This window comes from Thermobacillus composti KWC4, assembly GCF_000227705.2.
Lineage (GTDB): Bacteria > Bacillota > Bacilli > Paenibacillales > Paenibacillaceae > Thermobacillus > Thermobacillus xylanilyticus.
This window is the reverse complement of sequence record NC_019897.1, coordinates 1,257,317-1,281,173: the sequence shown is the minus strand read 5'-3', so window position 1 is coordinate 1,281,173 and position 23,857 is coordinate 1,257,317. Positions and strand designations below refer to the sequence as shown.

Genomic DNA, 23,857 nt, shown 5'->3' with positions numbered 1-23,857 from the left:
TCGATCGGACGCGGACGGGCAGATGACCGGTCCTGCGCCCGAACATACTCCGGATGAAGTACTTGCTATTCTTTCAGCGAACCGAGCATGGCGCCCTTGATGAAATGCTTCTGCAGGAACGGATAGATGATGACGATCGGCACCGTCGCGACGACGATCGTGGCGAGCTGCAGCCCTTGCGGCGACGTGTCGAGGCTGGCAAGCGTGTTGACGCCGCGATAGTTGTCGATCGCGTTCGCTTCCGCGAGCAGATGGTACAGATACAGCTGCAGCGGGTACAATTTCCGGTCCGTGATGTAAATGAGCGCGTTGAAGTAGCTGTTCCAGTGATTGACCGCGTAGAAAAGCAGCAGCGTCACGACGATCGGCATCGAGAGCGGCACGGCGATTTTCCACAGGATGCGGTATTCGCCCATGCCGTCCACGCGGGCCGCCTCGAACAGCTCCTCGGGCAGCGAACGGAAAAACGTGATGCACATGATCAGGTTGAACATCCCGATCGCCGGCGGAACGACAAGCGCCCAGAACGTGTCGAGCAGGCCGAGGTTCCGGATCAGAATGTAGGACGGAATGAGCGGCGCGTGGAAAATCATCGTGAACACGAACGCCAGGATGAACACTTTGCGTCCCTTCAGATAGCTCTTGGACAGCGGATACGCCGTCACGAGCGTCATGACCATGTTGATGGCCGTGCCGACGATGACGAGCAGGACGGAGTTTTTGAATGTTTTCCAGAACGTCTCGTTCTGGATGACCAGCTTGTAGTTGTCCAGGTTGAAATCGACCGGCACCAGAAACACCTTGTTCTGGATCAGCGCCTGCGTCGAACTGAACGATCCCGCGATGACGTGAACGACGGGAATGACGACGAGCAGGGACGCGAGCACGAGAAAAATCACGTTGCAGGCGTCGAAGATTTTTTCACCCAGGGAGCGTTTGATCGCCATATGTTCTCACCTTGACCGGCCCGGCTCAGTACAAGCCTTCGCCCGTAATCTTCTTGCTCAACTGGTTGGCGGTGACCATCAGCAGGAACCCGACGACGGACTTGAACAGCCCGATCGCGGTGGTCAGACTGTATTGGCCGCCCAGGATGCCGATCCGGTACGTGTACGTGTCCAGCACGTCACCCGTCCGGTACGTGAGCTCGTTCAGGAACATGTAGATCTGTTCCGCGCCGAGATCGAGGATGTTGCCGATCCGGAGCAGCAGCATGATGACGATGGTCGGCAGGATGCCGGGGAGTGTGATGTGCCAGAGCTGCCGGAAACGGTTCGCGCCGTCGATTTTGGCCGCTTCGTACAGCGACGGGTTGATCCCGGCCAGCGCTGCCAGGAAGATGATCGCGCTCCAGCCCGTCTCCTTCCAGATGCCGGTGCCGACGATGATCGTGCGGAAGTATTCCGCCTTCTGCAGGAAGTTGATCCGCTCGAACCCGAGGGATTCGATCAGGCTGTTCAGGAGGCCGGTCTGCACCGACAGGATCATGTACGTAAATCCGAACACGATCGTCCAGGAGAAGAAGTGCGGCAAATAGACGATCGTCTGCACCGTCCGCTTGAACGCCATTTTGCGCACTTCATTGAGCAGCAGGGCCAGCAGAATCGGCGCCGGGAATGCGAAAATCAACTGATAGAAGCTGATGATGATCGTGTTGAACAGCAGCCGCCTGAGCTGCGGGTAGGTGAAAAACTGCTCGAACCATTTGAAGCCGACCCACGGGCTGTTCCAGATTCCCCTGAAGATGTTGAAGTCCTGGAACGCGATGACGCTGCCCGCCAGCGGAATGTACTTGAAAATGATCAGATAGGCCAGGCCGGGAATGAGCATGATGTAGAGCGCGCGGTGGCGCACCACGAATTTCAGGAAGCCGGCCAGTCCCGACTTGTTCTTCTCCGGCATTGCCGGCATCGGCGTCGCACGGTCCATGATGTTCCCCTTTCTGTCTCCCGGAAGTCCCGTGACATTTCCCATTGTAGAGTCAAACGAAACCGCTTCCTATGCGGCGATCTTTCGATTTTGCCATACAATCGTTCAAAATGAGCTGCCTTGGGCCGCCCGCACCGGTTCGGGCGTTATGCCCCGCCGTCCGCCGGGCGGACGACTTTCCGCCGGTAAAGCTGCGACCACTTCGCCTGGTACAAATCCCCGTCGGGGCCCAACGTCAGATGGCCGAAAGGCTCCTCGTCGATCACGCGGAAGTCCAGCGTCTCCGGATCGATGACGACGAATTTCCGCGCCAGTTCGGTGTACATCAGGCCGTCCGGGCCGAAGCGGAGAGCCGGCGGGCGGTACAGGGGCCCCCGGTAATCGCTCGGCAGACAGACGCGGGACTTCACGAGCCGCATCGACGCGCGGTCGTACGCGAAGACGGTCCCCCAGGCAATGCCCCAGAGCAGGCCGTCGGGACCGACGGCGAGCCCGCCGATCATCTTCGGCGGAACGTCGATGCCGGGAATTTCGGGCTTGAACCGGTGCAGCAGCCTGCCCTCGCGCACGTCGAACGCGAACAGCTCCGCCCGGTCATGGACAGGCACGCTGCCGAGGCCGCCTTCGATCGAGGAGCCGCCGTACACGACGCCGTCCCGGTAGGCGAGGCTCACGATGCTCTGCTTGGGTACGATGCCCGGATAGACGCGGATTTCGCCGGTTTCCGGACGATGGATGGTCAGCGCCCCGTCCAGCAGGCCGTAGTCGGGAACCGTGCCGAAGAAGACGTATCCGTCCCCCGACGCGATCGCGAATGGCCGGTCCTGGCCTTCCCCGATGCCGAACCGAAATTCGGGATTGGCGCCGGCCCCCTTGAAGCCGGGCCGGGGTTCAAGCGGCTTGCGCGGATCGAATCGGTAAATGCATGCTTGGGTGTACGTGCCGAAATAGACGCTGCCGTCATCGCCCGATGCGATGCCCTCGGACTGCGGAAAATGCAGCAGTTCCCATTCACGGCGGTTTTCTTGCAGATTCCAGAGCGCAAGGCCGCGCTGATAGCCGCCGACGAACAGATGTCCTTCGCCGACCGCGGCGAGCGCCTGCACCTGCACCGGCTTCGGCTCGATTTCGAGCTCGACGCGGCGGGTTTCCCCGGCGGCCGGATCGTAGAGGAAGCATTCTCCGTAGGAGGTCACGATCGCGAGCACCCGCCCGGCCGCGTCCTCCCGGCGGTTCACCCACGCCATCGCCTTGATCCGGAGTTTGCCGTCGCAGGCGCCCATCGGCAGGGCGGCGACTTGCCGGACCTCGCCGGCCCCTTCCCAGCGGAAGAGGGCATTGCCTTTCGTGAAATAGAGCCGCAGACCGGCGTTCGGTCCCGCGCCGCCGGCGGCGATGTCCGCACCGTCCGCGGTGTCCGCACAGGCGTACCCGTCCGCTTCGAATCGATCGACGATCCGGTTCGTTGCCAGATCGAGTACGTACATGTGCGCTTTCTGCACCTGGAAGACGAGATGGTTCCCGCATACCCACAGCCGTTCCACGAATCCCTGCCGGCCCGTGACGCCGGGCACGTCGATTTTCGTCCGGCTGCCGTCGGAAAGGTCGATCCTGACCAACCCCGCCGTGCTGCCGAGGCCGACATACAGGAACCGTTCGTCCGCGGCGATCCCCCGGGCGTAATGCTCCGTATCGTCGGCCCGCCCCCAGTCGCGGAATACGGACCGGACCGGGTCGTACTCGAAGATGCGGGTTTTCGGATAGGTCGCGCCGAAGATGGAATCGCCCCGGGGGGCAAGATCCCAGACGAACGGGTCCGCGGGATGGGCGCCGATTTTTTCGAGACCGGGATTTGCGGGATCATAGCGGTAAAGGACGCCGGTCATGTCGCCGGCCAGATACACGCGGCCGTCCCGGCCGACCGTCATGCCCCAGACAACGTCTTCTCCCGGGATTTCCGCCCGGAATTTGCATTTGCCCGTCCACAGATCGAGGCAGAAAAATTCCGCCGTGGAGCCGTTGGCCGCGAAGCAGACTTCCGCGTTCTTTCCGTCCCGGACGCCGATTGCGGCCGCCTGCCCGAGGCGCGTCCTTACGGGTTCCCCCAGAAGTTCCGGTTCCCCGATCACGATATTCTGGAGCATGATCATCACCTTTCAGCAGTTCGTGACGTTTGCATTCATCTTACCGGGGGGCCGAAAATGCCACAATGAGAGGATCGTACAATCTACCGGGGCAATCGTCAGGAGGAGGTGCTGTGCAACGCGGTATCCTCGTTACGGCCCCTACTCCCGGACGGCGCGCCCCTTCCCCATCCCACAAAAAATCGGGGCTGCCCGCAGGCCATCACCCCGATGGCATGCGAGACAACCCCGATCTTTCATTGCCCGAGCCGGATCGGCTTTCCGCCGGACTTGCGGCTTTCGTTGGCCGCCTCCAGGAAGCGGATGATCCCGAGCGTCTCCCGCGCGTCAACCTCCGGACGCCCGGTGCGGAACAGCTCCAGCACGCGCCGCAGCAGACCGGCGTAGAGCGGCATCAGATCGGCCGGCGGCTCGACGAACAAAACGCGGTCCGCCCGGTGGATCAACGCGCCGAACGCGTTCTGACCGGCGCGGTTGCCCCGGACGGTGCCGATCCGGCCGTCCGCCCAGGTGCCGACGATCAGGTCGTGATCCCCCACGCCGACCGCGCTGACCCGATCGCATCCCGCTCCGAGAATCGCAAACAGCATCTCCGCCGCGTGGATGCCGTACCAGAAATAACCCGGCGTTGGCGGCGAGAAGGGCATCGGACCGAAGACGTCCGCACCGGTGACGTGCGCGTCTCCCTCGGCCGATGCCGCAGGGACCAGCCCGTCCGTGAACCGGAGGGCCGAGCAGCTCATGACCGGGACGCCGTACCGCTCCGCTAGACGCATAATCTCCTCTGCGTCGCGGGCAGTGACCGCAAGCGGCTTGTCGATGAACACCGGCTTGCCGCACGGCGCGATCCTGCGGAACAATTCGAGATGCGTCCGGCCGTCCGCGGCCTCGAGCATCACGGCATCGCAACGTTCCGCGACCTGCTCCGGCGAATCGACGATGCGCACGCCGAACTCCTCTTCCATCTCCCGCGTGAACCGTCCGACGCGCGAATAACTCAGCTCGAAGTCCGGCGAGCCGCCCGGCCACGCGCAGACGACCCGTCCGCCCGGCACGTGATGCGGGTGACTTGCGTCATGCAGCAGGCGGGTGAACGCGACGGCATGGCTCGTATCGAGCCCGACCATGCCGATGTTCAGCGTCTTTGCCCCAATCCCCCCGGGCTCAGACACTTTCCCACAGCCTCCGGACCTGACCCAGCGACAGGCGGGACGCTTCCAGGCAGTCCTCGAGCCCCTCGAATTCGATCGAGATGTAACCGTCGTAGCCGCCGGCCTTGATTTCCTTCAGGATCGACCGCAGGTCGAGGTCGCCATATCCCGTGATCGCGCCGCGGAACCAGTTGCCCGCCGCCGTCCGGAACCAGCCTTCGCCCAGCTCCATCCACGCCGGCCGCAGGTAGAAGTCCTTGACGTGCACCATGGAGGCGTACGGCAGGTTCTTTTTCACCGAGGCGACCGGATCTTCGTCCACGCAGATGAAATTGCCCACGTCCAGCGTCGTCTTGAAGTTCGGCCGGTCCACCAGCTTCACCAGCCGCTGCACCCGGTCCGCGGCCTGAACGAAGAAGCCGTGGTTCTCGACGCTCGTCACGATGCCATACTGCGCGGCATAGTCGGCCACGCGGCGGCATCCTTCCACGAGGCGCGGCAGTTCTTCTTCGAACCGGTGGATCGTCGCCTCCGGCACCGGCACCGAGGCCACGTCGTGGCGCATCAGCCTGACGCCGAGCCGCGCCCCGATGTCGACGTGCTTCTTCAGTTCCGCGATCCGGGCCTCAAATTCTTCCTCCGAATCGACAATGAAATTGTTGCCGACCGTATAGCTCGAAAGGGCAATGCCGCACGCCTCGGCCGTGCGCCGGATTTCGTCGGTCAAATCGGGATTGTCCCGAAGATCGAAGCCGACCGGCACGATCTCGAAGTGCTCGAATCCCTGTTCCGCCGTCCACCGCACCGCGTCGACGACCGTCATCCGCCCGTCCCGGATTGCCTGGTACAGGCTGTAGCTGCTCAGTCCCAGCTTCACGTTCATCCACTCCCCGTCTGGTTTACGCTTGCCGGTAAGCCCGGATGAACTCCACCGCCTTGCGGATGTCCGCTTCGGGATCTGCGCCGACTTCGCGCTCAATGGTCAGGTATCCTTTGTAACCGACGTCGACCAGCGCCTGGAAGTAGGCATCAAAGTCGACCTTGCCCTCGCCGAGCGGCACTTCCTCGAAATATTCGCCGCTCGCGAGCAGTTCGGCGATCCGGTCATGGTCCGGCGAGTCGAAGCCGACGGCGCCGTAAACGTAGCGCGGATCGATCGGCTTGTGCCGGATGCCGTCCTTGACATGCGTGTGCACGATGTAGTCTTTCAGGATGTGGACGCCGCGGACCGGATCGTCGCCGGTCACCATGACGAAGTTCGCCGGGTCGAAGTTGACGGCTACGCCTTTGCTGCCGAGCGTGTCGAGGAAGCTGCGCAGATGCGCCGCCGTCTCCGGCCCCGTCTCGATCGCAAAATGGGCGTTCAGGGAATCCGCGTAATCCGCCAGCTCCCTGCAGGCTGCCTGCATCGTGGCGTAAATCTTGCTGTTCGGATCGTCCGGCACGATCCCGATGTGGGTCGTCACGACGTTCGTGCCGAGCTCCACGGCGAGATCGAGGATGCGCTTCGACTTCTCGATTTTCCAGGCGTTGGCCGTTTCATCCTGGAACCCGTGCCCGCCCAGGTCGCCGACGAGCGCCGAAATTTCCAGGCCGAGATCCTCGATGTACGCCTTCAGTTCCTTGCGCGCGGCCGCGAACAGATTGTCCGGATCCATTTCGCCCTTGACGGCGTAGATTTGCACGCCCTCCGCGCCGACCGCCTTCGCCTTCTTCAGGCCTTCCCGCACGCCGACGCCGAAGCTGTCGACGATGACGCCGATTTTGTTGTCCAGTTTTGCCATGATTGTCCGTCCTCCATCCGTCGGTTATGATGTTCAGAAGTGAATTTCCTTGCCCAGGCGCGCCGATTCGTAGATGCCGGTCAGAATCTTCATCATCTCCACGCCGTCCTCGACGGGGCTGAGCGTCTCCTTCTCGCCCGCCATGGCCGATACGAACCAGGCGATTTCGTTCGCGAATCCCTGGTTGAAGTCGAACGTCGGATGGTCCATCTGCGGCGCAAGCTCGAGGATGGTGTCGTATTTCTCGGTGATGATCTTGAGTTCAGGTTCCAGAATGATTCCGCCGCGCTCGCCGTACAGGCTGACCTCCACCCCGCTCTGCTTGCCGTGCAGCGTGAAGCTAACGTCCACCATGAGCGACGCGCCGTTCTCGAAGCGGATGAGCGCGTTCGCGAGATCTTCGACCGTGTTGAAAGACGGGTCGTAGTCTGCCGCCTTGTAGAATTCGATGTGCTTCACATTCGAGCGGTTGCCCAGCTTCTTGTAGGTATTGCCGCTGACGGACTTCACCTTCGGCTTGCCCATCAGGTACCAGCAGATGTCGATCACGTGGACGCCGATGTCGATCAGCGGCCCGCCGCCGGAACGCTCGATGTCGGCGAACCAGCCGCCCGGGTTGCCCAGCCGCCGGAGCCAGGAAGCTTTCGCGTAATAGATTTCGCCGAACTCCCCGTTGTCGATGAACTGTTTCAGGACTTCCGCGTTCGCGCCGTACCGCCGGACGAAGCCGACCTGCAGCACCTTGCCGGTTCTTTTGACCGCTTCCTGCACCTTGAGCGCTTCCTCCATCGTCTTGCAAAGCGGCTTCTCCACGAGGACGTGCTTGCCGGCTTCCAGCGCGGCGATGGAAATTTCCGCGTGCGAATTGTTCCAGGTGCAGACGCTGACGGCGTCGATGTCCGGCTGGGCGAGCAGTTCCCGATAGTCGGTGTATACGCGGGACGCGCCGTATTCCGACGCCTTGGCCCGCGCCCGCTCTTCGTTCACATCGCAGATCGCCGCAATTTCGACGTCAGGATGCGCTTGGTACGCGTTCAGATGCATTTCGGAAATCGAACCCGCGCCGATGACGCCGATTCTGTACTTCATCCGATTCAACTCCTCCCCTTGTGCGCTGAGCGGCCTCGCTGATCCGGTCGTTCAGCCGTATTGATCCCGAAATTAATGATACCGTTCGCATCATATAAAGACAAGTCCATAATATGTCTTTAACAGGCACCGGAAATGGCTCCTATTGTGACGGGAATACTTGACATCCGCCGATCGAATATGCCAATATCAGGGGAACGAATCCGAGTTCGACTATGACGGAGCAGGTGATGGGGTTATGGACACGTTCGCGCGGACCGGCGAGCAGCGGGAGCGGCTGGCCCGGCTCGGCGAATTGGCCGACCGCTTCGCGGCGGAAGCGCACGCCGCCGACGAGGAGAATCGCATATCCGAAAGGTTCGTCAAGGCGTTGAGGGAGTTCGGCTATCCGGGATGGCCCGTGCCCCGCGACCGGGGCGGGCAGGGCATGACCGTCTACGAGATGGTGCTGTACCAGGAGCGGATCGCCCAGGCCGATCCGGCAACCGCGCTCGGCATGGGGTGGCACGTGAGCGTGCTGTCGGAGCTTGTGCAGCGCCGCCCGTGGCCGGACGAAACGCTGGACCGGATTTTCGCCGATGTCGTGGAGCGCGGCGCGCTGATCAACAAAATGGCGTCCGAGGCGGCCACCGGCAGCCCGTCCCGGGGCGGCAAGCCGCAGACGTACGCCGTCCGGGTGCCGGAGGGCTACCGCATCCACGGCCGCAAAACGTTCTCGACGTTCTCGCCCGTGCTGGATTATTTCATCGTCACCGCGGTCCTTCAGGACACCGGAGTGCCGGCGGAGTTTCTGATTCCGGCCGGCGCGGAGGGCATGGTGATCGAGCCGACGTGGAACATGGTCGGCATGCGCGGTACGGCGAGCCACGATCTCGTGCTGGACGGCGTCATCGTACCCGAAGAGGCGCGCGCCCGGCATACGTCGAAGCAGGTTCACGCGCCGAACTCGTTCCTGCTGCACGTGCCCGCCTGCTATCTCGGCATCGCGCTGGCAGCGCGTCGCGAAGCGCTGAAGTTCGCGGCGTCGTACCAGCCGAACTCGCTGGACCGGCCGATCCTGTATGCGCCGAACGTCGGCCAACTGCTCGGCGAGATCGACTTGGCGCTGACCGCGGCCCGGCATTTCCTGTACGCCGTCGCGGCAAAGTACGACGACGGGACGTATGATCCGGAGCAGTACCCGGCGGAAATGGCCGCGGCAAAATCGTTCGCGGTGCAGACGGCGATCGCGGTCGTCGACAAGGCGCTGCGCATCACCGGCGCCCACGGGCTGGCGATGAACCACCCGCTGCAGCGTCTGTACCGCGATGTCCGGTTCGGCCTCTCCAATCCGCCGATGGATGACGTGACGATGCGGCTGCTGGCGCAGAACGCGATCCGCGAGGCGGAAGCGATGCGGTGAAGCGGGACGGCCGGTCAGGAGCGATTCAGCGGACTTCCTGGCTGGCCTTATTTTAATGTAATGCAAAAATACATTACATTTGGACGATTTTTCGCAAATCGGGAGAATATACTGCATTTTTGCAGTATATCTGGCGGTCCCGGCGTTTTTCGGCACAATATGATGTAATAATGCAGTATATTGCCTCTCCGCACCATCCGCTGGTTACGCCAACGCCACCACGGCCCCGCCGGGCACCTCGACCAGCCGGTCGTCGGCGTACAGCCAGACGGACGACGCGCTCGGGTTGCGGACGACGCGGCAGTCCGCAGAAAATTGCAGCCGCTCAAACGCCTGCATATAGTCGAAGATCTCGATGTTCGTCGCGTACCAGATGTCCCGCCGGCCGCCGATGAACCGGCAGAACGACTCGATCAGATCCCAATTGCCGTCCGTGTCGAATTCGTAGCTGTGGCCCCACACGTACATCAGGTACAGATACTGCCGCTTGTGCAGCTCGACAAAAGCCTCCGCCCGCTCCATCAGCCGGTCCTTGTGATGGCACGTCGGCATCCATTCGTACCAGTCGTCCGGCATGCCGAACCCGCCGGTCGACGGCACGACGCGCGAATAGGCGATGCCGAGATGGGGCAGCATGTCCCGGATCAGCCGGTTGTGCGAACCGTTCGGATACGAGAGGCCGCGCACCGGCTCGTTCGTAATCTCCTCCAGCCGCTTGCGGTCCTCCATGATCTCGTGGACGATCGTCTCCTTCGGGCAGCGCGCGATCGTCGGATGCGTCAGCGTGTGGGCCGCGATCTCGTGGCCCGCGTACAGGGACGCGGCTTCCTCCGCGCCGATCCGCCCGCTGTCGCCGAGCAGCCCGCCGTTCAGATGGAAGGTCCCCCGCACGCCGTGGTCGTTGAAAATCCGGACGAGCCGCCGATCCGCTTCCCGCCCGTCGTCATAGCTCATCGTCAGCGTCTTGTGCCGCCCTTCCGGAAAAGCGAGCACGATTCTCGGCATCATTCATCCCTCCGCATGGTGCGCTCAGCAAACGTTTCCCCGTTCATTTCGTTCCCGTACAAGCAAAATCCTTCCCGCTTAATCGGATAACCACCGCGCATCAAGCCGGCCGGCGCACATACGGAAGGATGCCCAGCTCCGCGAGCCCCTCCGCGGCGATCTCCGCCACGCGCAGCGCGCCGCGCTCGCTGAAATGGGTGTTGTCCTCCGCACCGTCCGGATAATTCGGGTATTCGCCCGGTTTCGCATGCATGAACAGCGACCTGGACTTCTCCGGTCCGAGCCGCTCGTACAGCTCCTTCGTCTTCGCCGCCAGGTCCAGCAGCGGTACGCCCTCCTCCGCGGCCAGCTTGCGCACCGCATCCGGATAGGCCCCGTGCGATTCGTACAGCGTGCCGTGGACCGCGAACGTCCGCCGCTGGACGGGCGTCGCGAGGACCGGCCGCATGCCGCGCGAACGGGCGGCTTCGAGATAGCGGCGCAGCATCGCCGGGTACGTCACTTCCGGGTCCGTGTACCGGCTCGGATCTTCCATCTTCTCGTCATTGTGGCCGAACTGGATGATCAGGCAGTCGTTCGGCTCGGCCTCCCGCATGATCGCGTCCAGCCGCCCTTCGTTGATGAAACTGAGTGAACTGCGGCCGGACATCGCGTGGTTGGCGACCTTAATTTCGGCCGGAACGAACCGGTGCAGCATCTGCCCCCATCCGGTCAGCGGATACACGTCCGCCGGCTGGTCGGCCATGGTCGAGTCGCCCGCCAGAAACAAGGTGAACGCGCTCAGATCGGACATGTTCACTCTCCTCGCAGAAAGTGTTGTCAAACTTCGCCGCCGGGATAGAGCGTTGCGTGGGACAGCCGCTTCGGCTGCGGCAGCGGCCCGGCTCCCGGCCTGGCCTGAAGCCGCACGTCCCGGCTGGCGAACACGGCCGCCGCCTCGTCGTGATAGAGAATGACCTGCGTCAGGCCGGTACCGGCCAGATCCGCATGGGCGGCATAGCCGTCCAGCGGGAAGGCGCAGACCGTCCGCCCATGGCCGTCGCAGAGCGCCGGCGGCAGCCCGCCGCCGCGCCGGTACGCCAGCATGAAGTCCGGCGCGTCCTCCGCCCAGCCCGAGAGCGGCTCCATGATCGTCAGCCAGCCCGGCGTGCGGCGCTCCTCCTTCCAGAGCAGGCGGCCTGCGGCGTCGAGCAGGAACAGCGCGTCCCGCCCCGGGCGGCCGCGTCCGTCATCTTCCCGCACGATCCGGTCGACGCCCGCGATCTGCAGGCCCGGCAGATCCGGGCGGAATCGGCCGATCGCCAGATGCTGCGGCTCGACCGCGCCTTCGTAACGCCACAGCTCGCGGCCGTGCCGGTCGCAGAGGACGACGGCGCTGCCGCCGATCGCAATCTCCGCCTCCCCGTCGCCGTTCACGTCGCCGACCCAGATGCAGTCGGCGTGTTCCGTGAGCCCCTCGCAGGTCCACAGCGGCCGGCCGTCGTGGTCCAGCAGCGTGTAGCCGGCCATCACCTCGTCCTTGCCGTCGCCGTCGAGATCGCGGACCCACGGGTAATGGCCCGGGTTGCCTTCATGGTGCCACAGGACGCGGCCGCTCCCGTCCGCCGCCCAGACGTTCCGGTACCGGTCCTTCAGCAGCCACTCGCCGCAGTACCCGCGCCCGGACAGGTCCGCCGGGATGATGCAGTCGTGCGCGTGCGGCGCGGGCAGCGGCAGGCTCGCCTTCGCGCGGCCGCTCCGCCCGTCGAGCACGAGCAGCCGGCCGTCCATGACGCACAGCACTTCGAGCCGTCCGTCGCCGTCGCAGTCGACGATCTGCGCCGGATAGTCCGAGCCCGGACCTCCCGCGCCGGGGTCCGGCCGTCCGACCTGCCACAGCAGCCTGCCGTCCAGGTCGAACGCCGTGAGCGCCTGCACCTGATGGGGAATGTATCGCACATCCTGCCGGTTGTCCGGCTGCGCGAGCACCATTTCCATCCGGCCGTCCCCGTCCAGATCGCCGAGCAGCATCCGGCAGCGCGGGCCGGCGGCGCGGATGTCGAGCTCAGCCGTCCGCACCGGTTCCGCATCCACATGTCGCATCCAGAGCGCCTCCTTCAGAAATCATCACGCGCACCCCCGCACCTGGAACTCCCGCCTTCAAGCGTTTCGGCTCCGCTGCCGGTACAGGGTCGGCGTGATGCCCTCCAGCTTCTTGAAAATCCGATTGAAATAGCTGTGCTGATAGCCGACCATGCCCGCGACATCGTGAATCTTCAGCTCCGATTCGCGGAGCAGCTGCTTCGCCTTCTCCACCCTCAGCTCGGTCAGATAATCGATAAAGTTCGTACCCGTCGCCGCCTTGAACGCCTTGCTCAAGGCGTACGGGCTCGTGCCGAGCGCGTCCGCGCAGCTCTCGAGCGAGATGTCGCGCATGTAGTTGCGGTGCAAATATTCGGCGGCCTGCCCGGCCAGCCGCTTCACGCGGGCGTCCGCGCGGGACGCCCACTCGCGGAAATAGGGCGCGAGCACCCGGTTCATGAACCAGCGCAGCATCTGCTTCGGCTCCCGCAGGCGCGACAGTTCGGCGTAGAGATTCGCTCCGCCGTACAGGCGGTGCGGATGGAAACCCGACGCCATCATCGCGTGCTGCACCTGGCCGAGCAGCTGCAGCATGCCCTGCTGTACGTCGATCTCCTTCGCACCGCCGCCGCACAGCGAGCCGAGAAACGCTTCGAGATGGGCGCGGGCGCCGTCCTCGTCGCCGGTGCGCAGCGCTTGGAGCAGCTCGCGCTCGAGCGTGAACGAATAGCGCAGCTCGGCGGCCTCCTCCTGATCGGCCATCTCCCGCTCCATGCGAATGATCTGGTTCGCGTTGTCCAGCAGACGCAATCCGGCCGCCTGCTTCGCCCGCTCGAAGGCGAGCGGCACGTCCCGGATGCGCGGCACCGGCTCGCCGAACGCCATCACCGCGTGCAGATGCAGCACGCGGTTGATCCGCGCCGCCGCTTCGGCGCAGAACGATTCGATCTCATCCGCGCAGGACAAGTCGGGCGGCACGAACACCAGCACGCCCGCCGACATGTCGTGGAAGTGGATCGTCTCGCTGCGAGGAAACCGCGGCGCGGCCAATTCCTCGAGCAGATTCGCCGCGGCGAAGGAGACGAGCCCTTCGTCCCCGTCCCGGAACTTCCCTTCGCCGCCGAGCATGCCGATCAGCCGGACGTAGACGACGACGAACCGGCAGCCTTCCGTCCCCCGCAGCAGCCGCTCCATGCGGCGGCGGAGATCCGCCTCCGAGTAGGCGTGCAGATGCCCCTGCAGGAGCTGATGGAGGAAGCCGTGCTTCACGAACGGAAGCTGCTCCGCGATCCGGTTGTGCAGCTCCAGCCGCTCGCGGTTCAGATCGCGCCATTCCCGCTCGAACAGCGAAAATTCGTCCCCAGAATGACCCGTCTGCCCGCCGCCGAGCAGCGCGACGAGCCGCTTCACCGGCGAGTAGATGCGGAGCGACGCCAGCCACGCCAGCAGCGCCGCGAGCAGCAGCGCGGCCAGGCTGACCAGCATGATGACTTTGGAGATGAACACGACCGGTGCCGTAATGTTGCCGATCGGCGACGCCGACACGTACCGCCAGTCGTTCGCGATGCGCGACAGCGTGCCGTAGGAGACGGCATACATCTGCCCTTCCCATTCGGTCAGGAACGAGCCGGACGGCTCATCCGACGCTTCGACCCGCTCCCGCAGCGCGCGGACGAACGGCGAATCCTCCGCGCTTCCGCCCGCCGACAGCCAGAAGCTGCCGGACGGATCCCACGTGAACGTCTCGCCTTCGTCGTAAGGCGCGAGCGTGCGCAGCAGATCCGCGAACCGGTCCGGATCGAGACGGAAGACAAGCACGCCGAACGGCTCCAGGCTGCCTGCGGGGATATGGTGGACAAGCGCCGGTTCCCGTTCGTCCGGACGCGAGGGATCGAACGCCCGGTGCGTCCAGTAGGTGAACCTGCGGTAGCGGATCAGCGCTTCGTAGCGTGCCGCCGTCGCCTCGTCGACCGCCATGTACTCCGGATGAAGCAGAACCGGGCTCTGCCCGCCCACATACAGCTCCGCCCGCTTCACGATGGCGTTCGACCCCTGCATCGCGACGAGCGTCCGCGTCAGTTCCTGCGTCACGTCGAACTCCCGGATGAAATCCGTCTCCCGCAGCCGGTAGTCGAACTTCGGATCGAACGCCCAGTGGGACAAGAGCAGCTCGAGATTGCCGAGCTGGTTGTCGAGGTTGACGGAACGCTGCTCGATCTGGCGCACATGGTTGTCCAGCAGCTCGCGCTCCACGCGGCCCGCCGTCAGCCCGTACACCAGCGAGCCGATGATCAGCCCCGGCACGCCCGATACGACGAACAGCAAGATCAGGCTGCGCCGATAGAAATGGCCTCTGCCGGACGCCATCCGTGCCGGCAGGCTGAAGATCCGCTTCACCACGCGTCCATCCCCCGCTTCCCCTCCGTCGGTCGCTCTCCCCGCGCGTCTTTTTATTTGATCGTACCCCATCCCGGCGCGGAAAAGTGTTCACTTTTCCGTCAGAATCGATTGATTTTCCGGTTTTTCGGGGAGTGCCCGGCCAATCCGCAAAAGCCGCGCCCATGAAGGACGCGGCCCGGATTTGCCGTCCGCCGCGCGGCTTACGGATTCGCCGCGGCGTACAGCTCGTTCATTTCCTTGACCAGATCGTCGCCGCCCGATTTCTTCCACGTCTCGAACGCCTGGAGCAGTCCCGCTTCGTCAAGCTGGCCGACGATATATTTGATGCGGGCGTCGTTGATGATATTGTCAAGCTGCTGTCCTTTCTGCGAATAGACCGTGGAGATGAACGGCTCCGCGGGGTTGGGCACGACGTATTGCTCGGCTTCCTTCTGCAGCTCCGCCGTCTTCTGCCGCAGCGGCGTCTGCTTCACCTTGAGCCCCTGATCTTCCGGGATGAACGGCAGCATCTGGTTGAGCCCTTCCACTTCCGACTCCAGCTTCACCGGATCGTCGATCCGGACGATGTACCCGTCTTCGAGCGTATAATGGACGCCTTCAATGCCGTAGCCCGCCAGCGTCTGCAGCTCCGGCTCGTTCATCTTGTCGAGGAACGCGAGGACGCGGTCCAGCTCTTCCTCCGTCTTGACCGCCGACTTCGGAATCGCGAGCATGCCCGCGAAGCCGGAGGTCGGCAGGGCTCGCAGGCCGTGGTCGCCGACGACGCCGATCATGTTGTCGACGAAATGGACGTCCGGCTGATCCTTGCCTTCCTGCGCCAGCGCGCGGTGGATGGCATCGTCGAGCCGCGCCGCGTTGTCGGTGACGTCGACGATGACGCCGGCCTGGCCGTTCACGACCGGGTCATTCCACTTCGCGGAGTCGTAGACGGCGAAGTCCTGGTTGATCAGCTTCTCGTCGTACAGCTTCTTCATGAAGCGGAGCGCTTCGAGATATTCCGGCGTCTGATGCTCCGGCACGAGCTTGCCGTCCACGACGCCCCATTTGTTCGGCGCGCCGAACCACAGCTTGATGATGTCGAAACCGCTCGCCCACTGGCCGGTCCACTTGACGAGCACCATGCCGTAGGTGTCGTCCTTGCCGTTCCGGTCCGGGTCCTGCTCCTTGAACGCCTTCAGCATGTTGTAGAAGTCGTCGATCGTCTTCGGCGGCTCGAGCCCCACGTTCTCGAGCCAGTCCTTGCGGTAGTTGATGCCGTTGCGCCCGAGTGCGCGGCCGCGGTAGACGCCGTAGTTTTTGCCTTCGATCGAGGAGTTTTTCATGATGACCGGATTCGCCTGGGACAGGTACGGGTAGTTCTTCATCTTCTCGCCGACTTCCCAGAACGCGCCCGCCTTCACCGCGTTGACGAAGTTCGGGTTCTTCACGTCCGGCACGTAGATGATCGTCGGCAGTTTGCCGCTGGCGAGCGTGATGTTGAACTTGTCGGTGTAGGACGAGTTCGGCACCCATTCGAGATGCAGCTTCACGTTCGCCCGCTTGTTGATCTCCTGCACGACCGGGCTGTCGTCGCTCGGATAGTTCGTCTTGAAGATCGGCAGCATGATGCTGATTTCAAGCGGCGGTTCCGTTTCGGATGCCTGGTTGTCTTCGCTCGACCCGGTGTTCGATCCGGTCTGGCTGCCGGTGGAGCTTGAAGTGCCGCCGGCATCGCCAGATCCGCCGGAATTCCCGCCTCCGTTGTTCTTGCCGCCGCCGCAGGCCGACAGCACGCTGAGCGCCAGCAGCAGCGCCGTCAGGACGACGGCCCATTTCTTCGCTTTTCTCATGCGCGAGAACCTCCCTGTGTGTGTGGTGGAAAATGGTATCGCATATCCGTTACCCTTTGACCGACCCGAGCAGGACGCCCTTCGCGAAATGCTTCTGCAGGAACGGATAGACGAGCAGAATCGGAACCGTGCCGACGACGATGACCGCCATTTTGATCGACTGGTCGGGCGGCTGTTCGAAGTTCGGGTCCATCGCGCTCAGATCGCCGGCCGCCATCTGGGACAGCATGACGATCTGGCGCAGGATGACCTGCAGCGGCCATTTCGACGGTTCGTTGATGTAGAGCAGCGCCGAATAGTAGTTGTTCCAATGGCCGACGGCGTAGAACAGCGTGAACGTCGCCAGCACCGGCATCGACAGCGGCAGCACGATGCGCCTGAGCAGGCCGAGATCGGAACAGCCGTCGATCTTGGCCGCGTCCTCCAGTTCCGCCGGTAGCTCCTGGAAGAAGTTCTTGACTATGATCAGGTTGAACGCGCTGATCGCGCCGGGCAGCATGAGCGCCCAGTACGTGTCCAGAAGCTGCAGCTCGCGGACGACGAGATAGGTCGGAATCATGCCGCCGCCGAACAGCATCGAGAACACGACGAGGTTGAGCACGAAGTTGCGGCCCGCGAGCTCCCGCTTCGAGAGCGCGTACGCCATCGTCACGGTGAAGAACAGGTTGATGAGCGTGCCGACCGTCGTCACATAGACCGAGACGCCGATGCTGCGCACGATCGTGTCCGTCGAGAAGATGTACCGGTACGCGGCGGCGGTGAATTTTTCCGGAATGAGAAAGAACGCCCGCTTCGTCAGCTCCGCGTCCGAGGCGAACGAGCCGGCGAAGACGTAGATGAACGGCAGCACCGCCGCGAGCGCGAACAGGCTGAGGAACAGATAGTTGCAGATGTCGAAAATGGTTCCGGGCAGAGTACGGTATTGCCTCATCGTTACAAGCACCTCCGCTGCTTCGGCGCGTCAGTAGATGCCGGACTGGCCGAATTTCTTCGCCGTCCAGTTCGCCCCGATGACGAGGATGATGCCGACGACCGACTTGAACAGGCCGACCGCCGTGCTGTAGCTGAACGCGCCCTGGGTGATGCCCATGAAATAGACATAGGTGTCGAACACTTCGGCCACTTCGCGGTTCAGCGGATTGAGCAGCAGGTAGATCTGTTCGAATCCGTTGTCGAGCACGTCGCCCATGCGCAGGATGAGCAGGATGACGATCGTGCTGCGGATCGACGGCAGCGTAATGTGCCACATCTGCCGCCACCGGCTCGCCCCGTCGATGATCGCGGCCTCGTACTGCTCGGGATCGACGCCGGCCAGCGCGGCGAGGAAGATGATCGTGCCGAAGCCGCACTCTTTCCAGATCGTCTGCAGGACGATGATCGGCCGGAACCATTCCGGGCTCGTGAGGAAGCTGATCTTGAAGCCGAAATATTGCTGCAGCAGCTCGTTCACGAGGCCCCCCTCCGTCGTCAGGAAGACGTAGGTGAGGCTGGCGACGATGACCATCGAGATGAAGTGCGGCACGTAGACGAGCGTCTGGATCGTCCGCTTGAACAGGGCGATGCGCACTTCGTTGAGCAAGAGCGCCAGGATGATCGGCGCCGGGAAGAAAAAGAGCAGGTTGTAAAGCGACAGAGTGAGCGAGTTGCGCAGCAGCATGAAAAATTCCGGGTTCGTGAAGAAGACGCGGAAATGTTCGAACCCGACCCATTCGCTCTTCCAGAAGCCGTGGAACGGCGAGAAGTTCTGGAAGGCGAGCAGCACCCCCCACATCGGCACGTATTTGAAGATGAGAAAATAGAACAGTCCGGGGGCGAGCAGCGCGTACAGCCAGCGGTTCTTCCAGAGCCGGCCCCACTTCGTCGATCCGCCCGTTCGGCTCATCGGCCGCGCGGCGGCGGTCGTCGCGGATGACTTCATCCGGCCGTCACCTCCCTGTCGGACGGGTTGGAGGCGCGCGGCGCATGGATGTCCGGGACCGGCACCTTCGCCCAGTCGATATCCGACGCGAGATAGAAGCTCGGATAGGCCGGCTGGTTGTACACGACGTTCTGGTTCGCGATGCCGACCCGGTATTGCGGATCGTGCATCAGCGTGTACAACTTACGGCCAGTCGGCTCGGTGCTCATATAGATCCGGATCGCCGAGCTGTCCGCCGTGCGCACGACGAGCTCCTCCCGCCAGTCGCCGAACAGGTCGGCGACGAGACACGGGTTGCCCTTCGTGCCGTTGTTCGTGCGGGTGCCGTGCGCTGTCAGCAGCCGGCCCCGCCGCCAGTCGTCAATGGCGGCCGGCTCATCGAACGTGCCGGAGATGATCTGCGTCGTCATGTCGGCCGCCCAGCGGATGTTCATGTTCGTGCCCGGCGTCGTGACGGCGATGCGTTCGCCCCGGCACGTCATGAGGCCGAACGGCTCGCGGCCGGCGTGGTCGGCAGACGACCACACCTGCAGGCCGCGATGCTGCGGATCGACCTGGCCGATCATGCCGCGGCCGACGTCTTGTTCGGCGGGGGCGCCGAACAGCACGCGGCCGGTCGCCGCGTCGCGCAGCGCGAACCCGTACGGGGCGTGCCGTCCGCCTTCGTGCACCATGAAGATTTCGAGCCCCGGCCGGTCGGGGTCGATGTCTGCGACGTGGAGCGCGTCGCCGTGGCCGAGCTTTCGGAGGCTGCCCGGCGCGGCGCTATTCGGCGGCATCTCGCCCCGCGACACGTAGAGCAGCGTGCCGTCGTGGTCGATCGTCGCCGCGCCGTAGACGAGCTCCTGGCAGCCGTCGCCGTCGACGTCGGCGACGGCGAGCGAGTGGGCGCCCTGCCCCGCCAGCGCGCCGTATTGCGGATCGAGGCCGTCCTCCGCATGGAGGGTGTCGCCGAACGGGTTGTTCATCGGCACCCAGCCGCTGTCGATGCTCCAATGTTCATGGAGCTGCCGGCCGTCCCAGCGGTACGCGACGACCGCCGCGCGCGTGTAGTAGCCCCGCGCGAAGACGGCATACGGCCTGATGCCGTCCAGGTACGCGACCGCGGCGAGGAACCGGTCGACGCGGTTGCCCGGCTCGATCCGATGCCAGGCGTAGTCGCCCCACATGAGGCCGTCGTCGTGCCGGCCGGGCTTGTAACGGATGGTATGGCGTTCCTCGCCCGTCTCTCCGTCGAAGACGGTGAGATACTCCGGCCCGCCGAGGATGAATCCCACGAACGCGCGCAGCCGGTTGCGCGGGCTGCGGCTCGGCGCGTAGACGTCGAAGAAGTAGTCGCGCAGCTGCTCCGCGTCCGCGCGGGACAGCGGGTATCGGAACCGGCGGTCCCAGCCCAGCGCCTCTTCCACCCGCTGCGGCCAGCGGCCGGTCTTCACTTCCTCGTGCTCGTGCCAGCGCATGAACAGCTGTGTGATGTGCTCCGCGTAATCGGCGGCGCTCATCCGGTAGTCGTCGGCGTGGCTGTACCCCGCCGCCGCGTCTTCGGGCGGCATGGTGATGTATCCCTCTCGCATAGGCTCGCCGTCCGTTCCGAAGCGGATCGTTTTCGTCCCGGGGGCTGTTTTGCACATCAGCTCCGCCCGGCCGTCGCCGTCGAAGTCGTAGACGAGGAACTGGGTGTAGTGGGCGCCCGCGCGGATGTTGACGCCGAGGTCGATCCGCCAGAGCAGCGTACCGTCTTCGCGGTAGCAATCAAGGCAGACATTGCCGGTGTACCCGGTCTGGGACACGTCCTTCGAATTGGAAGGGTCCCATTTCACGAAATACTCGTACACGCCGTCCCCGTCCACGTCGCCGACGCTCATGTCGTTCGCCGCGTACGTGTACGGCTTGCCGTCCGGCGTGACGCCGTCCCCGGGCTTCTTCAGCGGAATCTCCAGGTACGGCGCGGGCCACGGCCGGACTTCCCGGCTGCGGTCGATCTCCCGCCCGTCCATGACAGCGCATACAAAATAATGCGAGTCGACGGTTCCGTCTTTGTCGATATAGTTCGTGGAATGTTCGACTTCGGCGATGCGGACGCCGTCCCGGTAAATGCGGAAGGACGGTCCGGCCATGCCCCGGTCCGTATGGCCGGCCGCTTCCCACCCGAGCAGGCGCCAGCTCAGGAAGATGCCTTCTTCCGTCTTTACGCCCCTAAGTCCGCGATCAAGCGCTTCCATTTGGATGGCTTGTCGGGCTGCCTGCCCGCCCGCCTGCGGGTTCGTGTGTCTCTCGTTCGTCGGCAAGTTGCTCCCTCCCGACTCCGAGGGTAAGGGCGGCGCGGTTTGCAGGCAATCGTACAATTTTGCGTTCGGGCATTCGGGGGATTGGATTTTTTTGCGGGGTTGAGATTTTTTTGCAGAAGGCGTTATGGCGGGGGGTTCACGGTGCAGATGCCGGGGAAAGAGCGGGATGCTGCGGCGCGGTATCCACGCGGCAGCATCCTCAAACGGGGAGTGTTCGGCATGTCAGCCGTTCAATGCCATCTTAACAGCGCTCTCGGCTTCCGCCAGATGCGCTCCTGCGGCTTCCCAATCGCCCCGCCGCTGCATCTCCTCAATCTCGCTGAAATCGACGCTGTACAGCACGATCTTCGCGGAATGCAGGCCGCCGAGCCGGCGCGCCGCCTCTTCGTTGATGATCCGATAGTATTCCATCGTCGACTGCCGGCTCATGCCGACCAGGAGCCCGATCGTTCTCATGACGTGAACTTCTCCTCATGGAAGACCCGCTCCGGCGGGTACATCTCTTTCGGCGGCGGCTCCACGGCGGGGTATCCCAGCCCGATGATCGCCACGACCCTGTATTTGTCGGGGATGCCCAGCAGATCCCGGACATGCTTCTCACGCTTGGCGGATTCGGCCGCATCCTCGGCGTGATATACCGCGCCCCACACGGCGCCGAGCCCGAGCGACACGGCGGTCAGCCAGACAAACCCGCCGGCGATCGACGCGTCCTGCAGCCAGTACTTGCTAAGCGCCGGATCGGCGATGATGACGACCGCGCCTGCGGCCTGCTCGAGCCATTGCATATACGGCGTGGTCGGCGTCAGCTTTCGGAGCATGTCCTTCTCCGTGACGAGGATGAATTCGCGGGAAGGCAGGTTGTTGCCGCTCAGAGCAAGGTACAGCGCCCGGGACAGCTTGTCCAGGATCTCCCGCGGAATCGGATCAGGCTTGAACTGCGTGATCTCGCGGCGCTTCTCAATGGCCGCCAACACATCCATGGGCATCAACTCCTTTCTCTTCATTGTAGCCGAATCTTGTATTTCATCCAATTCCTTCCGAGTCGGCGTGCGCATTCTGGTCGATCGTCTCTGGCCGCGCGGCGTTTCGAAAGATGCGGCATCCATCGACGAATGGATGAAAGAAATCGCCCCGAGTCCCGAACTGCGCACCTCGTTCAGCCACCGACCGGAGCGATTTGAGGAGTTTGCTTCCAGCTATGAGCGGGAACTGTCGGAAGATCCGCTTCGCCTCGGCCTTGCCGATCGGATCTGCGAGACAGCCCGCGGGCAGACCGTCACGCTCGTCTATGCCGCGAAGGATCCCATCCACAACCATGCCGTCGTGCTGCGGGACTGGCTCAAGCGCCGCCTGAATCCGAAGACTTCAGGCTAATCCGACGGCGCGGCCGAGCTCGGCTTTCTCTTCCTCATTCAGTATGTTTTCCGCCATCGGGAACAGCACGTTCTCTTCTTTCATGAAATGTTCCGTCAGGACGGCGTGGGCCTGGATCGCGTAGGACGCGATGTCCTTCGCCCGTTCGGCATCCACCGCCCCCTCGAGCTGTTCCACGGCTTCGCGGAACTTCTTCAGGTTCGCCTTGGCCAGATCGTGTTCATATTCCATCACCGCGATCGGCCCCGTCTCCCTGCCGATGTATTTTGCCATGAGCGGGAAAAGCGTCCCTTCTTCGCGCTCGGAATGGGGATCCAGCTCGCTGACGAAGGCGTCCACCTTCCGCTTCAACTCCGCAAGCCGGCCGCTCCAATCCGTGATTCCGCCGTCTTGCCCGATCTCCGCCGCCTCCCGGGCGAACGCGTTCATCTGCTCCCGGAGCGGTCCGTGCTCGAGCTGCAGCCGGGCCAGCGGCTCGCACAGTTTCGCCGGTCCCCGTCCTCCGAACATCGCCGCGCCGCAATGATGCGAGTTTTGTTCCATTTTGTTCACTCCTTCACAAGGTTTTTCAATGGGCATCGCTTGCGATTTTGTATCGCGGGAACAGCACGTTGTTTTCCAGATGGATGTGTTCGAACATGTCCGATTCCAGCTCTTCCAGCTTCCTGAAGGCAAGGGTGTACGTCCGGCACGCGTCCTCCGGCAGCAGGTAGTCCCGCGTAATCTCACGCATCTCCTGCAGCAAATCGCCCACCGCGCTGTGGTCGTCTTCCATCTCCTCGATCGCCTTCGCCGCCTCCGCAGCGGCAACTTGCGCTCCCGACTGTTCGGCCTTGCGGATCAGCGGAAACAACGCTTCCTCTTCCGCAACCAGGTGCTGCTCGAGCTCTTCCTTCATGCGATGGAACCGGTCATGCAGCATTTCCAGCTCCGGATGCGCTTCGCCGTGCACCCGCCAGATCTTGGCGACGAACTCGCTGAGCAGCGGCAGCTCTTCGCGCAGATAGGCATGATGGGTTTGCACGATATGGTCGATCAGTTCGGATGACGTTTTTTCGCGCCAGTCCGTTGCTTGCGTCTTTTTCGCCTGAGCCTGCCGGTACAGTTCATTCAGCCGTTCGAGGAAGGCCTTCTTGTCAATCTGCCGCTGTTCCAGCGCCGCGGACAACGTGCGGTTACCGCCGCAGCAGAAATCGATCCGGTATTCTTTCATCAGATTGCCGGCGCCGGGAAATCCGGCCACGATGTCGCCGATCCGTTCGGAACCGTTGAACGCCTCTTCCATGTTCCGTCCTCCCCTTTCGGAAAAAAAGATTGAGGGTTTCGCCATCAGTGTACCGCCCTTGCGCCTTCATTAATGTGACATGGGTCACCAATAAATGGAGTTTGCAAAAATTAACATGCCGCCGCTTCCCGCAGACCGCGCAAAGTGCTAGAGTAAAGGGCTGGGGATTCCAGCCCCTCCTCGTCAAACCGTACGTGA

The 23,857-nt window shown here is 63.4% G+C and carries 21 protein-coding genes; 2 read left to right on the top strand and 19 right to left on the bottom strand.

Features of this window, described 5'->3' with window-relative positions; all coding sequences use genetic code 11:
* Positions 1 to 65: 65 nt before the first annotated feature.
* From THECO_RS05970 to THECO_RS05940, 7 genes are all read right to left on the bottom strand, one after another.
* On the bottom strand, positions 66 to 947 hold the full coding sequence (locus THECO_RS05970) for a carbohydrate ABC transporter permease (protein ID WP_015254153.1): 882 nt from the start codon (positions 945 to 947) through the stop codon (positions 66 to 68).
* Between the two features lie 25 nt (positions 948 to 972).
* On the bottom strand, positions 973 to 1,929 hold the full coding sequence (locus tag THECO_RS05965) for an ABC transporter permease (RefSeq protein WP_015254152.1): 957 nt from the start codon (positions 1,927 to 1,929) through the stop codon (positions 973 to 975).
* A 146-nt stretch (positions 1,930 to 2,075) separates the two neighbouring features.
* Positions 2,076 to 4,073 (bottom strand): outer membrane protein assembly factor BamB family protein, encoded by a 1,998-nt coding sequence (locus tag THECO_RS05960; RefSeq protein WP_015254151.1) that lies wholly within the window; start codon positions 4,071 to 4,073, stop codon positions 2,076 to 2,078.
* 236 nt (positions 4,074 to 4,309) lie between these two features.
* A complete protein-coding gene (locus tag THECO_RS05955) occupies positions 4,310 to 5,245 on the bottom strand; it encodes a Gfo/Idh/MocA family protein (protein WP_015254150.1) in 936 nt (311 codons plus the stop codon).
* Positions 5,238 to 6,101, bottom strand: coding sequence for a sugar phosphate isomerase/epimerase family protein (locus THECO_RS05950; RefSeq protein WP_015254149.1), 864 nt, complete (start codon positions 6,099 to 6,101; stop codon positions 5,238 to 5,240). The genes THECO_RS05955 and THECO_RS05950 overlap by 8 nt, the downstream gene beginning before the upstream one ends.
* A gap of 22 nt (positions 6,102 to 6,123) precedes the next feature.
* Positions 6,124 to 7,008 carry a sugar phosphate isomerase/epimerase family protein gene (locus tag THECO_RS05945; protein ID WP_015254148.1) on the bottom strand — a complete coding sequence of 295 codons (885 nt, stop codon included), beginning with the start codon at positions 7,006 to 7,008 and terminating at the stop codon, positions 6,124 to 6,126.
* Positions 7,009 to 7,041: 33 nt separating this feature from the next.
* Positions 7,042 to 8,097: a Gfo/Idh/MocA family protein gene (locus THECO_RS05940; protein WP_015254147.1), complete on the bottom strand. Its 1,056-nt coding sequence runs from the start codon at positions 8,095 to 8,097 to the stop codon at positions 7,042 to 7,044.
* Positions 8,098 to 8,335: 238 nt separating this feature from the next.
* On the opposite strand from THECO_RS05940, the gene THECO_RS05935 reads away from it, so the two are divergent.
* Entirely contained in the window at positions 8,336 to 9,499 is a 1,164-nt protein-coding gene (locus tag THECO_RS05935; RefSeq protein ID WP_015254146.1) for an acyl-CoA dehydrogenase family protein, read from the top strand.
* A 204-nt stretch (positions 9,500 to 9,703) separates the two neighbouring features.
* On the opposite strand, the gene THECO_RS05930 is transcribed toward THECO_RS05935, so the two are convergent.
* The 10 genes from THECO_RS05930 to THECO_RS05885 all read right to left on the bottom strand — a co-directional run bounded on the left by THECO_RS05930 (position 9,704) and on the right by THECO_RS05885 (position 21,980).
* Positions 9,704 to 10,504 (bottom strand): polysaccharide deacetylase family protein, encoded by an 801-nt coding sequence (locus tag THECO_RS05930; RefSeq protein WP_041853824.1) that lies wholly within the window; start codon positions 10,502 to 10,504, stop codon positions 9,704 to 9,706.
* A gap of 100 nt (positions 10,505 to 10,604) precedes the next feature.
* Positions 10,605 to 11,297, bottom strand: coding sequence for a rhamnogalacturonan acetylesterase (locus THECO_RS05925; protein ID WP_015254144.1), 693 nt, complete (start codon positions 11,295 to 11,297; stop codon positions 10,605 to 10,607).
* Between the two features lie 26 nt (positions 11,298 to 11,323).
* Entirely contained in the window at positions 11,324 to 12,586 is a 1,263-nt protein-coding gene (locus tag THECO_RS05920) for a hypothetical protein (protein ID WP_015254143.1), read from the bottom strand.
* A gap of 57 nt (positions 12,587 to 12,643) precedes the next feature.
* Positions 12,644 to 14,965, bottom strand: a complete 2,322-nt coding sequence (locus THECO_RS05915; protein ID WP_015254142.1) for a helix-turn-helix domain-containing protein — start codon at positions 14,963 to 14,965, stop codon at positions 12,644 to 12,646.
* Positions 14,966 to 15,165: 200 nt separating this feature from the next.
* A complete protein-coding gene (locus tag THECO_RS05910) occupies positions 15,166 to 16,794 on the bottom strand; it encodes an extracellular solute-binding protein (protein WP_015254141.1) in 1,629 nt (542 codons plus the stop codon).
* 49 nt (positions 16,795 to 16,843) lie between these two features.
* A complete protein-coding gene (locus THECO_RS05905) occupies positions 16,844 to 17,725 on the bottom strand; it encodes a carbohydrate ABC transporter permease (protein WP_015254140.1) in 882 nt (293 codons plus the stop codon).
* Positions 17,726 to 17,755: 30 nt separating this feature from the next.
* Positions 17,756 to 18,676, bottom strand: coding sequence for an ABC transporter permease (locus THECO_RS05900; protein WP_052835971.1), 921 nt, complete (start codon positions 18,674 to 18,676; stop codon positions 17,756 to 17,758).
* Positions 18,677 to 18,708: 32 nt separating this feature from the next.
* Positions 18,709 to 21,000 carry a rhamnogalacturonan lyase gene (locus tag THECO_RS05895; protein WP_015254138.1) on the bottom strand — a complete coding sequence of 764 codons (2,292 nt, stop codon included), beginning with the start codon at positions 20,998 to 21,000 and terminating at the stop codon, positions 18,709 to 18,711.
* 222 nt (positions 21,001 to 21,222) lie between these two features.
* Entirely contained in the window at positions 21,223 to 21,456 is a 234-nt protein-coding gene (locus THECO_RS05890) for an aspartate/glutamate racemase family protein (RefSeq protein WP_015254137.1), read from the bottom strand.
* The gene (locus THECO_RS05885; protein WP_015254136.1) at positions 21,453 to 21,980 is read right to left on the bottom strand and encodes a nitroreductase family protein; all 528 of its coding nucleotides are present in this window, start codon (positions 21,978 to 21,980) and stop codon (positions 21,453 to 21,455) included. The genes THECO_RS05890 and THECO_RS05885 overlap by 4 nt, the downstream gene beginning before the upstream one ends.
* Here THECO_RS05885 and THECO_RS05880 point away from each other — a divergent pair.
* On the top strand, positions 21,979 to 22,374 hold the full coding sequence (locus tag THECO_RS05880; RefSeq protein ID WP_015254135.1) for a DUF488 domain-containing protein: 396 nt from the start codon (positions 21,979 to 21,981) through the stop codon (positions 22,372 to 22,374). The two genes, THECO_RS05885 and THECO_RS05880, sit on opposite strands and share 2 nt — an antisense overlap.
* Here the strand turns inward: THECO_RS05880 and THECO_RS05875 are convergent.
* Together THECO_RS05875 and ric are read right to left on the bottom strand one after the other, a co-directional pair.
* Complete coding sequence (locus tag THECO_RS05875; RefSeq protein WP_015254134.1) at positions 22,366 to 22,917, bottom strand: hemerythrin domain-containing protein; 552 nt, start codon at positions 22,915 to 22,917, stop codon at positions 22,366 to 22,368. The two genes, THECO_RS05880 and THECO_RS05875, sit on opposite strands and share 9 nt — an antisense overlap.
* Positions 22,918 to 22,942: 25 nt before the next feature.
* The gene (ric, locus tag THECO_RS05870) at positions 22,943 to 23,659 is read right to left on the bottom strand and encodes an iron-sulfur cluster repair di-iron protein (RefSeq protein WP_015254133.1); all 717 of its coding nucleotides are present in this window, start codon (positions 23,657 to 23,659) and stop codon (positions 22,943 to 22,945) included.
* Positions 23,660 to 23,857: the final 198 nt, after the last annotated feature.

Excerpts from the sequence above, each read along its gene's own strand:
- THECO_RS05970 (WP_015254153.1), bottom strand. The coding sequence starts at position 947 with ATGGCGATCAAACGCTCCCTGGGTGAAAAAATCTTCGACGCCTGCAAC.
- THECO_RS05965 (WP_015254152.1), bottom strand. The coding sequence starts at position 1,929 with ATGGACCGTGCGACGCCGATGCCGGCAATGCCGGAGAAGAACAAGTCG.
- THECO_RS05960 (WP_015254151.1), bottom strand. The coding sequence starts at position 4,073 with ATGCTCCAGAATATCGTGATCGGGGAACCGGAACTTCTGGGGGAACCC.
- THECO_RS05945 (WP_015254148.1), bottom strand. The coding sequence starts at position 7,008 with ATGGCAAAACTGGACAACAAAATCGGCGTCATCGTCGACAGCTTCGGC.
- THECO_RS05940 (WP_015254147.1), bottom strand. The coding sequence starts at position 8,097 with ATGAAGTACAGAATCGGCGTCATCGGCGCGGGTTCGATTTCCGAAATG.
- THECO_RS05935 (WP_015254146.1), top strand. The coding sequence starts at position 8,336 with ATGGACACGTTCGCGCGGACCGGCGAGCAGCGGGAGCGGCTGGCCCGG.
- THECO_RS05930 (WP_041853824.1), bottom strand. The coding sequence starts at position 10,504 with ATGCCGAGAATCGTGCTCGCTTTTCCGGAAGGGCGGCACAAGACGCTG.
- THECO_RS05925 (WP_015254144.1), bottom strand. The coding sequence starts at position 11,297 with ATGTCCGATCTGAGCGCGTTCACCTTGTTTCTGGCGGGCGACTCGACC.
- THECO_RS05920 (WP_015254143.1), bottom strand. The coding sequence starts at position 12,586 with ATGCGACATGTGGATGCGGAACCGGTGCGGACGGCTGAGCTCGACATC.
- THECO_RS05910 (WP_015254141.1), bottom strand. The coding sequence starts at position 16,794 with ATGAGAAAAGCGAAGAAATGGGCCGTCGTCCTGACGGCGCTGCTGCTG.
- THECO_RS05905 (WP_015254140.1), bottom strand. The coding sequence starts at position 17,725 with ATGAGGCAATACCGTACTCTGCCCGGAACCATTTTCGACATCTGCAAC.
- THECO_RS05900 (WP_052835971.1), bottom strand. The coding sequence starts at position 18,676 with ATGAGCCGAACGGGCGGATCGACGAAGTGGGGCCGGCTCTGGAAGAAC.
- THECO_RS05890 (WP_015254137.1), bottom strand. The coding sequence starts at position 21,456 with ATGAGAACGATCGGGCTCCTGGTCGGCATGAGCCGGCAGTCGACGATG.
- THECO_RS05880 (WP_015254135.1), top strand. The coding sequence starts at position 21,979 with ATGGGCATCAACTCCTTTCTCTTCATTGTAGCCGAATCTTGTATTTCA.
- THECO_RS05885 (WP_015254136.1), bottom strand. The coding sequence starts at position 21,980 with ATGGATGTGTTGGCGGCCATTGAGAAGCGCCGCGAGATCACGCAGTTC.
- THECO_RS05875 (WP_015254134.1), bottom strand. The coding sequence starts at position 22,917 with ATGGAACAAAACTCGCATCATTGCGGCGCGGCGATGTTCGGAGGACGG.
- ric (WP_015254133.1), bottom strand. The coding sequence starts at position 23,659 with ATGGAAGAGGCGTTCAACGGTTCCGAACGGATCGGCGACATCGTGGCC.